The organism is Methylorubrum salsuginis (assembly GCF_900114375.1).
GTDB lineage: Bacteria > Pseudomonadota > Alphaproteobacteria > Rhizobiales > Beijerinckiaceae > Methylobacterium > Methylobacterium salsuginis.
Genome location: NZ_FOSV01000004.1, coordinates 23,276 through 36,472, shown reverse-complemented (window position 1 = coordinate 36,472; position 13,197 = coordinate 23,276). Strand labels below are relative to the sequence as shown.

Sequence of the window (13,197 nt, the reverse complement as noted above, 5' to 3'; positions counted from 1 at the left end):
AAACAATGCTGCGCCTCGTCTTCGAACAGATCGCCCTGTTCTCGCTGCCCTTCATCCTGTTCGCCGGCTGGCTGCTGCTGGCGCGCCGCTCGCCCCTCGACGGGGCAGAGTGGAAGCCGCAATGGACGCGCCTCGTGCTGGCCGGGCTGTTCGTCGTGGTGGTCTCGCTGGTGATGACCGGGCTGACCGGCGAGCGCCACGCCGAGGGCTACGTGCCGCCGCGCTACGAGAACGGGCGCTTGGTGCCGGGGCACTTCCGGTGACGGAACGGCCCCCCGGCCTCGACGCCGACGGCCCGGCGCGCCTTCTGGCCCGCGCGGGCGTGCGCGCCTGCCTCGCGGCCCTCGACGCTCCCGCCGAGGAAACCCGCCTCGTCGGCGGCTGCGTGCGCGATGCGCTGCTCGGGCGGACCGCCAGCGACCTCGATCTCGCCACCACGCACCTGCCGGAGGCCGTGATCGCGCGCGCCCGCGCCGCCGGCCTCAAGGCGGTGCCGACGGGGATCGAGCACGGCACCGTGACCCTCGTGGTGGACGGCGAGCCCCACGAGGTGACGACGCTGCGCGAGGATGTCGAGACCGACGGGCGCCATGCCGTGGTCCGGTTCGGCCGCGACTTCGCACGGGATGCCGAGCGGCGCGACTTCACCATCAACGCTCTGTCGCTCTCGGCCGACGGCACGCTTCACGACACCACCGGCGGCGTGGCCGATCTCGCGGCCGGCCGCGTGCGCTTCATCGGCGAAGCCGCCACCCGTATCCGCGAGGATGTTCTCCGCATCCTGCGCTTCTTCCGATTTCACGCGCGCTATGGGCGGGGCGAGCCGGACCCGGAGGGGTTGGCTGCGGCGGTGGCGGCCCGCGACGGCCTGTTTCGGCTCTCGCGCGAGCGGGTGCGGGCGGAGTTCTTGAAGCTCCTGCTGACGCCCCGCGCGGTGGAAGCCGTCGCGACCTTGAGCGAGACCGGCCTTCTCTCCCGCATCACCGGCGGCGTCGCCGAACGCGGCCGCCTCGCCCGCGCGGCGCCGGAGACGGAGGCGATCACGAGGCTCGGTGCGCTCTGCGTGCTGACCCGCGAGGATGCCGACCGGCTGCAGGAGAGCCTGCGCCTGTCCAAGGCCGAGCACGCCCATCTGACCGCCTATGCCGACGCGCTCGCCCACCTGCACGGCCGCCCCGGCCTCGACGCCGCCGAGACGCCGGCGCTGGCGGCCGATTACGGCCCCGCGCTGCTGCGCACCGTGCTGCGCATCCTCGACGGCGAGCCGCGTCCCCTCGTGACGGACGAGGCTCGGGCCGCGCTGGATCGGATGGTGCGGTCGGGCACGCGCCCGGTCCTGCCGGTGGCCGGCGCCGACCTCGTGGCCCGCGGCGTGCCGCCGGGGCCGGACGTCGGGCGGGCCCTGCGCGCGGCGCGGGCTCTGTGGCTCGCGGAGGGCTGCCCGAGCGATGCGGCCGTCAAGGATCGGCTCATCGCCCACGCGCTCGCCGCGCTGTCTCCCCCGTCTTGCCAGGAGGGTTAGGCGGGGGCGGGTGAAGCCACCGCCCCATCCTGAACGCCTCAACCGGCGGCTTTCCTTCCTCCAGGGGGAAGGGACGCCGCGATGCAGCCGCGGAAACGAAGAAGGGCGCCGGTGACCCGACGCCCTTCTCGTAAAACCGAAAAATCTCAAAAAGCTCAGAGGCTGAGCGTGTGCTTGGCTTCGCGCAGCTGAACGATCTGGCTGTTGATGGCCTCGCGCTTGGCGGGATCCTGGGTGGCGTCGCGGGCCATCTCGGCCGCCTCGATCTCCTTGTCGATCATGGCGGGGTTGACCTCCTCGATCGGCGCGGCGCGCTCGGCCAGCACGGTCACGGATTTGGGGCCGATATCGGCAAAGCCGCCCTGGACGTAGATGCGCTTGCCGTTGCCGGCCTTCTCGGTGACGGTGATGACGCCGACCTTCAGCGAGGTCAGCACCGGGGCATGGCCCGGCAGCACGGTCATCTCGCCCTCGGTGCCGGGCAGCTGCACCGCCTCGACCTCACCGGAATACAGCGTCCGCTCGGGGCCGACGAAATCGAAATGGAAGGTGGCCATGCGTCAGGTGTCCGCGAGAGGTTGAGCGGCGCGCGGGACGTCTGCCCCGCGCGCCGGGGGGAAGCGTCGTCCGCGGCTTAGGCGGCGAGCTTCTTGGCCTTCTCCTGGGCCTCCTCGATGGAGCCGACCATGTAGAAGGCGGCCTCCGGCAGGTCGTCGTACTTGCCCTCGACCAGGCCCTTGAAGCCCTTGATCGTGTCCTCGAGCGCGACGAGCTTGCCCGGCGAGCCGGTGAACACCTCGGCGACGTGGAACGGCTGGCTGAGGAAGCGCTCGATCTTGCGGGCGCGGGCGACCGTCAGCTTGTCCTCTTCCGACAGCTCGTCCATGCCCAGGATCGCGATGATGTCCTGAAGCGACTTGTAGCGCTGCAGGGTCTGCTGGACGCGGCGGGCGACGTCGTAGTGCTCCTCACCGAGGATCGCCGGCGAGAGCATGCGCGAGGTGGAGTCGAGCGGGTCCACGGCCGGGTAGATGCCCTTCTCGGCGATCGAGCGCGACAGCACGGTCGTGGCGTCGAGGTGGGCGAACGAGGCGGCGGGCGCCGGGTCGGTCAGGTCGTCGGCCGGCACGTAGATCGCCTGCACCGAGGTGATCGAGCCCTTGGTCGTGGTGGTGATGCGCTCCTGCAGGGCGCCCATGTCGGTGGCGAGCGTCGGCTGGTAGCCCACCGCCGAGGGGATGCGGCCGAGAAGCGCCGACACCTCGGAGCCCGCCTGCGTGAAGCGGAAGATGTTGTCGACGAAGAACAGCACGTCCTGGCCCTCGTCGCGGAACTGCTCGGCGATGGTCAGGCCGGTCAGCGCCACGCGGGAGCGGGCGCCGGGCGACTCGTTCATCTGGCCGTAGACCAGCGCGCACTTGGAGCCCTCGGCCGAGCCGCCGTTCTCCTTGGGGTTCTTGTTGACGTTGGACTCGATCATCTCGTGGTAGAGATCGTTGCCCTCGCGGGTGCGCTCACCCACGCCAGCGAACACCGAGTAGCCCGAGTGGGCCTTGGCGATGTTGTTGATCAGCTCCATGATCAGCACGGTCTTGCCGACGCCCGCGCCGCCGAACAGGCCGATCTTGCCGCCCTTGGCGTAGGGGGCGAGCAGGTCCACCACCTTGATGCCGGTGACGAGGATCTGCGCCTCGGTCGACTGCTCGTCGTAGGACGGGGCCGGCTGGTGGATGGCGCGGAACGTGTCGGCCTGGATCGGGCCGGCCTCGTCGATCGGCTCGCCGATGACGTTCATGATGCGGCCGAGCGTGTTGTGGCCGACCGGCACCCGGATCGGCGCGCCGGTATCGGAGACCTCCTGGCCACGCACGAGGCCTTCCGAGGTGTCCATGGCGATGCAGCGGACGGTGTTCTCGCCGAGCTGCTGGGCCACTTCGAGCACGAGGCGGTTGCCCTGGTTCTTGGTCTCCAGCGCGTTCAGGATCTCCGGCAGATGGCCGTCGAACTGCACGTCGACCACGGGGCCGATGACCTGGGTGATCTTGCCCTTGGCGGCGGTGGGGGCGGCGGTGTTGGCCATGATGCCTGTCCTTCGAATGCGTGCGGGCGCGTGTTTGTGGATCAGAGCGCTTCCGCGCCCGAGATGATTTCGATGAGTTCCTTGGTGATCATGGCCTGACGCGTGCGGTTGTAGATCAGCGTCTGCTTCTTGATCATCTCGCCCGCGTTGCGGGTCGCGGAATCCATGGCGCTCATGCGCGCGCCCTGCTCGGAGGCGGCGTTCTCGAGGAGCGCGCGGTAGACCTGGACGGTCAGGTTCTTGGGCAGCAGCGTCTCGAGGATCGACTCCTCGGAGGGCTCGAACTCCATGGCGGCGTCGGAGCCGGCGCCGGTGGTGGTCGTGCCGTCGGTCGCCGGCAGTTCGGCCGGGATCAGGCGCTGGGCGGTCGGGATCTGCGAGATCACCGAGCGGAACTCGGAGTAGAACAGGGTCGCGACGTCGAACTCGCCGGCATCGAAGCGGGCGACGATCTTGTCGGCGATCTGCGAGGCGAACTCGTAATCGACCGGCTTGGTGCCGCGGATGTCCATGCTCTCGACGATGCGGTCGCGGTACTGGCGGCGCAGGATGTCGAGGCCCTTCTTGCCGACGGTCATGATCTTGACCGTCTTGCCCTCGGCCTCGAGCTTGCGGACGTGCTCGCGGGCCAGACGCACGATCGAGGAGTTGAAGGCGCCGCACAGGCCGCGGTCGCCGGTGGCGACGACGAGCAGGTGGACGCGGTCCTGGCCGGTGCCCGAGAGCAGCTTCGGGGCGCCGACGCCGCCATCGAGGTTGCCCGCGAGGTTACCGAGCACCTGCGCCATCTTCTCGGCGTAGGGCCGCCCGTTCTCGGCGGCGTTCTGGGCACGCCGCAGCTTGGCGGCGGCGACCATCTGCATCGCCTTGGTGATCTTCTGCGTCGCCTTCACCGAGGTGATGCGGTTGCGCAGGTCCTTCAAGCTGGCCATCGAGGGGCGTCCGGGTCCGTTCGGGAGGGCCTCTCCTCCCGTGTCTGGGGAGGAGCCGGAGAGGGGGTTCGTCCGGAGCGCGGCCCTTGCGAACCGCGATCCCCGATCCCTTCCTCACGCGGAAGGGATCGGGTCGTTCGAGAGGTTTAGCCTTCGAGCGACTTGGAGATGCCTTCGACGACACCCTTGAGCTTGTTCGCGTTCTCGTCGGAGAGATCCTTCGAGTCGCGGATCGCATTCAGCAGGTCGGCGTGCTTCGAGCGGAGCGTGCCGAGCAGCTGGTCCTCGAAGGTGCGGACCTTGTTGAGCGGCAGCTTGTCGAGGTAGCCGTTCACGCCGGCGTAGATCACCGCGACCTGCTCTTCCATCTTCAGCGGCGAGAATTGCGGCTGCTTCAGGAGCTCGGTGAGGCGCGAGCCACGGTTCAGCAGGCGCTGGGTCGAGGCGTCGAGGTCGGAGCCGAACTGCGCGAAGGCGGCCATCTCGCGGTACTGCGCGAGCTCGCCCTTGATCTTGCCGGCGACCTTTTTCATCGCCTTGGTCTGGGCCGAGGAGCCCACCCGCGACACCGAGAGGCCGACGTTCACCGCCGGGCGGATGCCCTGGTAGAACAGGTCGGTCTCGAGGAAGATCTGGCCGTCGGTGATCGAGATCACGTTGGTCGGGATGTAGGCCGACACGTCGTTGGCCTGGGTCTCGATGACCGGGAGCGCGGTGAGCGAACCCTTGCCGGCGGCGTCGCCCATCTTGGCGGCGCGCTCGAGCAGGCGGCTGTGGAGGTAGAACACGTCGCCCGGATAGGCCTCGCGGCCCGGCGGGCGGCGCAGCAGCAGCGACATCTGGCGGTAGGCCACCGCCTGCTTGGACAGATCGTCATAGACGATCACGGCATGCATGCCGTTGTCGCGGAAATACTCGCCCATGGCGCAGCCGGAGAACGGCGCGATGAACTGCATCGGCGCGGCGTCGGAAGCGGTGGCGGCGATGACGATGGAGTATTCGAGGGCGCCCTGGTCCTCCAGCACCTTCACGAACTGGGCCACCGTCGAGCGCTTCTGGCCGATGGCGACGTAGACGCAGTAGAGCTTGGCGTTCTCGTCGGAAGCCGCATGGGCCGGCTTCTGGTTGAGGATCGTGTCGAGCGCGATCGCGGTCTTGCCGGTCTGGCGGTCGCCGATGATCAGCTCGCGCTGGCCGCGGCCGACCGGGATGAGGGCGTCGATCGCCTTGAGGCCGGTGGCCATCGGCTCGTGCACCGACTTGCGCGGGATGATGCCCGGCGCCTTCACGTCGACGCGGCGGCGCTCGGTCGTCTGGATCGGGCCCTTGCCGTCGATCGGGTTGCCGAGGCCGTCGACCACGCGGCCGAGCAGGCCCTTGCCGACCGGCACGTCCACGATGGCGCCGGTGCGCTTGACGGTCTGGCCTTCCTTGATCTCGCGGTCGGAGCCGAAGATCACGACGCCGACATTGTCCTGCTCGAGGTTGAGGGCCATGCCGCGCACGCCCGACTCGAACTCGACCATCTCACCGGCCTGGACGTTGTCGAGGCCGTAGACGCGGGCGATGCCGTCGCCGACCGCGAGCACCTGCCCGACTTCCGTGACTTCGGCCTCCTCGCCGAAGTTCTTGATCTGCTCTTTCAGGATCGCGGAGATCTCGGCGGCGCGGATGTCCATCGTCGGGCCTCTTTAAGGTCGGGTGTCTGTTTCGTCGGTTACGGTCGGTCGCGAGGCGTCACGCCTCAGCGGGCTTCCCGCATGGCGAGGCGGATGTTGTTGAGCTTGGTCCGCAGCGAGGCGTCGACCATGCGCGAGCCCATCTTCACGACGATGCCGCCGATGAGGGAGGGATCGACGTGCAGGTCGATCTCGACCTCGGTCTTGGCGACCTCGCGCAGCGAAGCCTTGATCTCTTCGATGATCGCGTCGGAGGGCTTCTCCGCCACGCGGACCTCGGCGCGGACGATGCCCTTGGCCTCGCGCACCTTCTCGCGGAAGGCGCGGATCATGTCCGGCAGGGCGAACAGGCGGCGGTTGGCGGCCGACAGCTTGATGAAGTTGGCGGCCAGCCCCGTGATGCCGGCCTTGGCGAGCAGGGCGCCGATGGCGGCCGTCTGCTCCTGCGCCGAGAAGGCCGGGCTCTTCACGAGACGGCGAAGGTCCGCGCTCTCGCGATAGAGCGCGTCGAACGCATCCAGGTTCTGAGCCACGTCATCGACCTGCCGCTCGTCGCGGGCCAGCTCGTACAGGGCCAAAGCGTAGCGACCGGCAACGCCTGCCACCAGGGGACCCTCGGAACCGTTCTGCGCCACCCGTCGCTCTCTCTTGTCCTTGCCCGCCGCTCTCTTCAGCCTGCGTCCGCCCGTGACGGCAGAGGCTTGAAGACCGTGGGGATTGGAATGGCGCCGGGCACGGAAGGCCCTGAAGGGTCTCCCCGCGGCGCGGCTGTCGCCTAGCATGGGCTCCGGGGGGGCGCAAGGCGAAGTCAGGGCATGGAACGGGCGGTTTTACGGCAGGCCCGGACGCCGGCTTCAGCTCCGCAGCGTCCGGCCGACCCGTACCAGCGCGCCGTCCGGATCGGACACCGCGAATTCCAGCATTCCCCAGGAAGTTGGTTCCGGCCCTTCGCCGCCGACGATCTCCGCGGAGAGGGCGGCGGCCAGCGCCTCCACGTCCTCGGCATAGAGATAGAGACCGAAGGGGTTGCGCTCAGGGACGAGCCAGCCGTCCTCCGCCTGCCGCAGATGCAGGCGCGCCCCGTCGGGTCGGCTCAGCATGCGGTAGCCGTCCTGCCACGCCTCCTGGCCGGGATCGCGGGAGAAGCCGAGGCGGGCATAGAAGCGCTCCGATCCATCGAGATCCCGGCAGGGCAGGATCACGACGAGGCCGGAGCGCGGCGTCATCGGGTCAGATCCAGCCCTGCAATTCCCGCCGCACCACATGCTCGATCACGCGCATGCCGAGGTCGGAATCGTTGAGGCAGGGGATGAAGGCGTAGTGCTCGCCGCCGTTCTCCTCGAAATAGTGGCGGTTCTCGCCGTCGAGCTCCTCCAGCGTCTCCAGGCAGTCGGCGGTGAAGCCGGGCGCGACGATCGCCATGCGCTTCACGCCGGACTTGGCCAGCGCCTGCACGGTCTCGTCGGTATAGGGCTTGAGCCATTCCTCGTTGCCGAAGCGCGACTGGAAGGTCACCCGCATCCGCTCGGGGCTGTAGCCCATGGCCTCGCGGATCAGGCGGCCGGTCTTGAGGCACTGGCAATGGTAGGGGTCGCCCTTGAGCAGGTAGCTCTTGGGCACGCCGTGGAACGAGGTGAGGATCACCTCCGGCTCGAAATCCAGCTTCGCCAGCCCCTCGCGGATCGAATCCGCCATAGCTTGGATGTAGACCGGATCATCGTGGTAGGGCGGCGAGACCCGCACGGTCGGCTGCCAGCGCATCTGCATCAGCGCCTTGAAGGCCTGGTCGCAGGCGGTGGCCGAGGTCGCCGCAGCATATTGCGGATAGAGCGGCACGAGCAGGATGCGGTCGCAGCCCTCGTCGAGCAGCGCCTGGATGCGGACGCTCACCTCGGGCTTGCCGTAGCGCATCGCCCAATCGACCAGCACGGTGTCGCCCATCGCGGCCTGCAGCTTCTCGCACTGGCCGCGGGTGATGGTCTTGAGCGGGCCCTCGTCGCGGTCCTTGTTCCAGATGCTGTCGTAGTCGCGCCCCTTCGGCCCGGGGCGCTTCGTCAGGATGATGAGGTTGAGAAGCGGCCACCAGATCAGGCGCGGCACCTCGATGACCCGGCGGTCGGAGAGGAATTCCTTCAGGTACCGGCGCATCGGCCAGTAGCTCGTGCCCTCGGGCGTGCCGAGATTCATCAGCAGCACGCCGACGCGGCCGGTCCGCACCGCCGGATGGTCGGGCGGCAGGGTGGTCGGGGCGACGCGGACAGGTTCGCGCATCAGGGCCTGGGGTTCGACGCGTTCGTTCATCGGGCTTCCGGTCACGGGCAGGCCGCCTCCCTCGACGCAGGGCCGTCGTTCCGGCCTCAAGGCGATCAGGTTGTGCGGTCCCGTCGTTCGATCTAGAGCAGGCGGCCGTCCAAGACCAAGAGTCTCACTCCGTGTCTTGGGGCGCAGTGCGACGAAGAGTGTGGCGAACCCTTCGCCCGAAATCGCCTCGGAGGCCAGCGCGACATGCCGTCCCCCCGCTACTTCCTGCAGCATTTCGTGCCGTTCACCGGCTACCCGTACAAGGGCGCGCCGACGGGGTGCAATCTGTGCGGATCGCGCGAGGCGCTCACCGTCGCCGAGACCGACCGGCGGCTCAAGACCCTGCGCTCCATCGCCTGCACCCAGTGCGGCCTGATCCGCACAGATCCGATGCCGACGCCGGACGAGTTGGCCGAGTACTACGCCACCGCCTACCGGGCCGATTACCAACTCGCCTTCGCCGGCGGCCCGCCGCGCCACCACCTCAACCGCTCGGCCCGCGAGGCGACCTTCCGCGCCGACCTGCTCGCGCCCAAGCTCAAGCCCGGCGCGCGGCTGCTCGATTTCGGCTCGGGCTCGGGCGAGTTCCTGGCCGAAGCGCGAAAGCGCGGATGCGACGTGACCGGCGTCGAGCCGGGGCGCGACTACGCCAATTATGCCCGCGACCATCACGGCGTCACGGTGCTGGACGAGGCCGAGAATCCCGAGACCTTCCCGGCCGGGCATTTCGACGTGATCTCGACGCACCACGTGCTGGAGCACCTGCGCAACCCGGCCGAGACGGTGGAGCGGCTGGCCCGCTGGCTGAAGCCCGACGGCGTGCTCTACGCGGCGGTGCCCAACATGGCCGCCACCGGCAAGCCGCCGCACGAGCGCTTCCACTTCGCCCACGTCCACGGCTACGTCCGCGAGACCTTCGATCTCTTGGCCCGCCGCGCCGGCCTCGTGCCGCATACCGAGTACTGGCGCGAGGACACCACGGTGGTCTACCGCAAGACCGACGCGCCGCCGGTGCCTCTGAAGAATCCCGGCCTCGCCGAGCGCCTCGCCGTCGATCTGAAGCCGATGTCGGCCGGTCTTTTCCTTGCCTCCGGCGCCTGGATCTGGCCGGCGCTCCGGCGCAACGCCAAGGCGGTGCGGGACGGGCTCGCCCGACGCTGAAGCATCGTCCCGAAAGGTGGCTTCCGGCTTTCGGACGAGATGATGCGATCCAATGGCCGCAAGCCGCCGATGCCGCGCCATCCGACCCGCCGCGCCACCGTCGCGGGGATCGGCGCCGGCCTGCTCGCGGCCGGCACGGGCGGCGCCTTCGCCGCTCAACCGACCTTCACGCTTCTTCTCGTCAACGACATCTACGCCATGGGCGAGGCGGAGGGCCGCGGCGGCTTCGCCCGGCTCAACGCCGTGGTGAAGGCGGAGCGGGCCCGCGGCGTGCCGCTGCTCTACGCGCATGCGGGCGATTGCTTCTCGCCCTCGCTGATGTCGGGCTTCGACCGGGGCGCCCATATCGTGGCGCTCCACAACCTCGCCCCGCCCGACGTGTTCGTGCCGGGCAACCACGAATTCGATTTCGGCCCAAAAGTCTTCGCCGAGCGGCAGGCGGAGGCGCGCTTCCCGTTTTTCGCCGCCAACCTCCGCGACGGCGACGGCAAACCGCTGCCGGGGGTGAAGGATTCGGCGCTGATCGAGCTCGGCGGCGTCCGGCTTGGGCTTGTCGGCATCGCGCTGCAATCGACGCCGGAGAAATCGCAGTCGGGCGACCTCCGTTTCGGCCCGGAAATCGAGACGCTCGCTGCCGAGGCGCAGAAGCTTCGGACCGCCGGCGCGCAGATGATCGTCGGCGTGTGCCACACCGCGCGGATCACCGACGACGCGATCGTGCGGGCCCGCCTCGTCGATATCCTGCTTTCGGGCCACGACCACGACCTCGTGGTGCGCGACGACGGGCAGGCGGTGCTGGTCGAGTCGAGCCACGACGCCCATTTCGTCACCGCGGTCGATGTGTTCGTCACCTCCGTCGGCGACGGGCCCGTGCGGTGGCGCGCCGCCTTCCGCGTCCACGACACCGCGCAGGTGACGCCCGATCCCGAGACCGCGGCGCTCGTGGCCCATCTCGAAGGCGACCTGTCGCGGGAACTCGATGTCGTGCTCGGCACGACGCTGGCGCCCCTCGACAGCCGCATCGCCAGCGTCAGGACACGGGAATCGAGCTTCGGCAGCCTCGTGGCCGACGCGGTGCGGGCCGGCACCGGCGCCGCGATCGGCCTGATGAACGGCGGCGGCATCCGCGGCGACCGGCTCTATCCGCCGGGGGCCGCGATCACCCGGCGCGACATCTTGAGCGAACTGCCCTTCGGCAATTCCGTGGTGCTGGTGGCGATCGACGGGGCGACGCTCCGCGAGGCGCTGGAGAACGGGTATCGCGATTTCGGCCGCCCGTCCGGCCGCTTCCTGCACGTCTCGGGTCTCACCGTGACGATCGACCCGAGGGCACCGCCCGGCCGGCACGTCGTCGCGGTGGAGGTCGGCGACGAACCCCTCGATGCCACCCGGACCTACCGGGTCGCCGCCAACGATTTCATGCTGCGCGGCGGCAACGATTACGGGATGCTGGCCAAAGGCCGCACCCTGATCGGCGCGACCGATGGAAAGCTCCTGGCCAACGTGGTGATGACCACTATCCGCGCCCACGCGCCGCTGCCGGCGGAGACGGGCCCGCGCCTCAAGGTTCTGCCGTGACACAGAGCGACCTCTTCACCGAGCCCTCCGCCGAAACCGGCCCCGTCGCGGCCGCCCTCGCGGCCTTCCGCGACAGCGGCTCCCCCTGGCTCACCCTCCCCTTCTTCGAGGAAGGCGCGGCCGACGCGGTCGCGAAGAAGATCGATGCCCGCGTGGCGGCCGGCGCGCAGGTTCTGCCCGACCCCTCGGCGATCTTCCGGGCGCTGACGCTGACGCCTTTGCCGGCGGTGAAGGCGGTGATCCTGGGTCAGGACCCCTACCCGACGCCGGGCGACGCCAACGGGCTCGCCTTCTCCTATGTCGGCCCACGTCGCCTGCCGGCCTCGCTCAAGGTGATCCTGGCCGAACTCGCGCCGGAGGGCGAGAAACCCGATTTCTCGACGGGCGATCTGTCCCCTTGGGCCGAGCGCGGCGTGCTGCTGCTCAACGCCGCCCTGACGGTGGAGGCCGGCAAGGCCGGGGCCCATCTGCGGTTCGGCTGGTCGCAGCTCACCGACGAGGCGGTGGCGGCGGTCTCCGCCCGCGGCGAGCCGACGGTGTTCCTGCTGTGGGGCGCGCAGGCCCGCGCCCGGGAGGCGCTGATCGACACGAGCCGCCACGGCATCATCGCCTCGGGCCACCCCTCCCCGCTCAACCGCGCCCGCGACTTCCCCGGTTCCCGCCCGTTCACCCGCGCAAACGCATGGCTCGAAGAACACGGGCGGGCGCCGATCGACTGGCGCCTCGCCTGAAATATCGTTCCTCTTCGCACATGCGAAAAGCCCCGCCACAGGGGCGGGGCTGATCGGCCGACCGGATTTTAGAAGGATTACGCGGCGATGCGGGCGCCGGCCGGGGCCGAGGCGTTCTCGTTGGCCGGGGCGTAGGTCGCGGCCGGGGCCGGGTTCGCGGAGCCAGTCGCCTGCAGGCTGGTCAGCTCCCCGGCCGAGACGTGAGAACCCTCACCGCCGAAGCGGTCGGCGAGCATGACGACGAGGGAGACGTTGGCGACGGCGGCGGCGAGAACGAGGAGAGCGATCATCGGGGCGGGTCCGTGTTGGGTGCGTTGCGTTGAGCCTGATATCGCACTGCACACTGGAATTTGGTATGCCAGATGCCGCGATGCCGATATTCCCTCAGCGCATGACCAAGAGGCCCATCGGCGGGATTAAATTCATCATTTGAGAGTTTGGCCGCGCGGCCGGCTCGGATGGACCCTGCCCCCATCGCGGGGGCATTCCGAACGCCCCCTCAGCCCGGCGGACAGGAAGCCGGCTTTCGCGGAAGTGCCCGGCAGAGAGCGGTGCCCCCCTTGCCAAGACCGGCCCCGCGCGAAACACCTTCGCCCGGCGGGTTCTTGCGTGCCCGCGGGGAGAAAACGCCGTGGTCAAGCTGAACCGCATCTATACCCGCACCGGCGACAAGGGCACGACCGGGCTCGCCAACGGCGAGCGGCGCTCGAAGGCGGATCTGCGGGTCGAGGCCTACGGCACCGTCGATGAGACCAATGCCTGCATCGGGCTCGCCCGCCTCCACGCCGAGCCGGCGCTCGACGCGATGCTGGCGCGCATCCAGAACGACCTGTTCGATCTCGGCGCCGATCTCGCGACCCCGCCGAGCGAGGAGCCGCTGGGCTACGAGCCGCTGCGGGTGGTGGCCGCCCAGGTGCAGCGCCTGGAGACCGAGATCGACGCGCTCAACGAAAAGATTCCGCCGCTCAAGTCGTTCGTGCTGCCGGGCGGCTCGCCGGCTTCCGCCGCGCTCCACCTCGCCCGCACCGTGTGCCGCCGGGCCGAGCGGCTCGTCGTGTCGCTCTCCGCCAACGAGAGCGAAGCGATTTCCGCGGAGGCGCTGCAATACCTCAACCGCCTGTCGGACTTCCTGTTCGTGGCCTCCCGCGCGGCCAATCGCGACGGGGCCGACGACGTGCTCTGGGTGCCGGGTCAGAACCGTTGAAGCTGCAGG

General features: G+C 69.5%; 14 protein-coding genes. 6 read left to right on the top strand and 8 right to left on the bottom strand.

The window, feature by feature from the left end; all coding sequences use genetic code 11:
* The first annotated feature begins 5 nt into the window (after positions 1-5).
* Together BM140_RS26220 and BM140_RS06930 are read left to right on the top strand one after the other, a co-directional pair.
* Positions 6-263 carry a DUF6111 family protein gene (locus tag BM140_RS26220; protein ID WP_244535329.1) on the top strand — a complete coding sequence of 86 codons (258 nt, stop codon included), beginning with the start codon at positions 6-8 and terminating at the stop codon, positions 261-263.
* Positions 260-1,522, top strand: a complete 1,263-nt coding sequence (locus BM140_RS06930) for a CCA tRNA nucleotidyltransferase (RefSeq protein WP_244535328.1) — start codon at positions 260-262, stop codon at positions 1,520-1,522. Before BM140_RS26220 ends, BM140_RS06930 begins: the two co-directional genes overlap by 4 nt.
* 155 nt (positions 1,523-1,677) lie before the next feature.
* On the opposite strand, the gene BM140_RS06925 is transcribed toward BM140_RS06930, so the two are convergent.
* The 7 genes from BM140_RS06925 to hemH form a co-directional block, all read right to left on the bottom strand.
* On the bottom strand, positions 1,678-2,079 hold the full coding sequence (locus BM140_RS06925; RefSeq protein ID WP_091943418.1) for a F0F1 ATP synthase subunit epsilon: 402 nt from the start codon (positions 2,077-2,079) through the stop codon (positions 1,678-1,680).
* 77 nt (positions 2,080-2,156) lie between these two features.
* Complete coding sequence (atpD, locus tag BM140_RS06920) at positions 2,157-3,602, bottom strand: F0F1 ATP synthase subunit beta (protein ID WP_091943416.1); 1,446 nt, start codon at positions 3,600-3,602, stop codon at positions 2,157-2,159.
* Between the two features lie 41 nt (positions 3,603-3,643).
* Positions 3,644-4,534, bottom strand: a complete 891-nt coding sequence (locus BM140_RS06915) for a F0F1 ATP synthase subunit gamma (protein WP_091943413.1) — start codon at positions 4,532-4,534, stop codon at positions 3,644-3,646.
* Positions 4,535-4,680: 146 nt separating this feature from the next.
* Positions 4,681-6,213: a F0F1 ATP synthase subunit alpha gene (atpA, locus tag BM140_RS06910; protein ID WP_091943411.1), complete on the bottom strand. Its 1,533-nt coding sequence runs from the start codon at positions 6,211-6,213 to the stop codon at positions 4,681-4,683.
* Positions 6,214-6,278: 65 nt separating this feature from the next.
* Positions 6,279-6,848, bottom strand: a complete 570-nt coding sequence (locus BM140_RS06905) for a F0F1 ATP synthase subunit delta (RefSeq protein WP_091943408.1) — start codon at positions 6,846-6,848, stop codon at positions 6,279-6,281.
* Between the two features lie 219 nt (positions 6,849-7,067).
* The gene (locus BM140_RS06900) at positions 7,068-7,439 is read right to left on the bottom strand and encodes a VOC family protein (protein WP_091943406.1); all 372 of its coding nucleotides are present in this window, start codon (positions 7,437-7,439) and stop codon (positions 7,068-7,070) included.
* 4 nt (positions 7,440-7,443) lie between these two features.
* Positions 7,444-8,514, bottom strand: coding sequence for a ferrochelatase (gene hemH / locus BM140_RS06895; RefSeq protein WP_091943404.1), 1,071 nt, complete (start codon positions 8,512-8,514; stop codon positions 7,444-7,446).
* Between the two features lie 204 nt (positions 8,515-8,718).
* On the opposite strand from hemH, the gene BM140_RS06890 reads away from it, so the two are divergent.
* From BM140_RS06890 to BM140_RS06880, 3 genes are all read left to right on the top strand, one after another.
* Positions 8,719-9,675: a class I SAM-dependent methyltransferase gene (locus tag BM140_RS06890; RefSeq protein WP_091943402.1), complete on the top strand. Its 957-nt coding sequence runs from the start codon at positions 8,719-8,721 to the stop codon at positions 9,673-9,675.
* A gap of 69 nt (positions 9,676-9,744) precedes the next feature.
* Positions 9,745-11,253, top strand: a complete 1,509-nt coding sequence (locus BM140_RS06885) for a bifunctional metallophosphatase/5'-nucleotidase (protein WP_091943799.1) — start codon at positions 9,745-9,747, stop codon at positions 11,251-11,253.
* Positions 11,250-11,984, top strand: a complete 735-nt coding sequence (locus tag BM140_RS06880; protein WP_091943400.1) for a uracil-DNA glycosylase — start codon at positions 11,250-11,252, stop codon at positions 11,982-11,984. Before BM140_RS06885 ends, BM140_RS06880 begins: the two co-directional genes overlap by 4 nt.
* A 77-nt stretch (positions 11,985-12,061) precedes the next feature.
* Here the strand turns inward: BM140_RS06880 and BM140_RS06875 are convergent, their stop codons facing one another.
* Positions 12,062-12,274, bottom strand: a complete 213-nt coding sequence (locus BM140_RS06875; protein ID WP_091943398.1) for a hypothetical protein — start codon at positions 12,272-12,274, stop codon at positions 12,062-12,064.
* 341 nt (positions 12,275-12,615) lie between these two features.
* Here BM140_RS06875 and BM140_RS06870 point away from each other — a divergent pair, with 341 nt between their 5' ends.
* Positions 12,616-13,188 carry a cob(I)yrinic acid a,c-diamide adenosyltransferase gene (locus BM140_RS06870; RefSeq protein ID WP_091943396.1) on the top strand — a complete coding sequence of 191 codons (573 nt, stop codon included), beginning with the start codon at positions 12,616-12,618 and terminating at the stop codon, positions 13,186-13,188.
* Positions 13,189-13,197 lie beyond the last annotated feature (9 nt).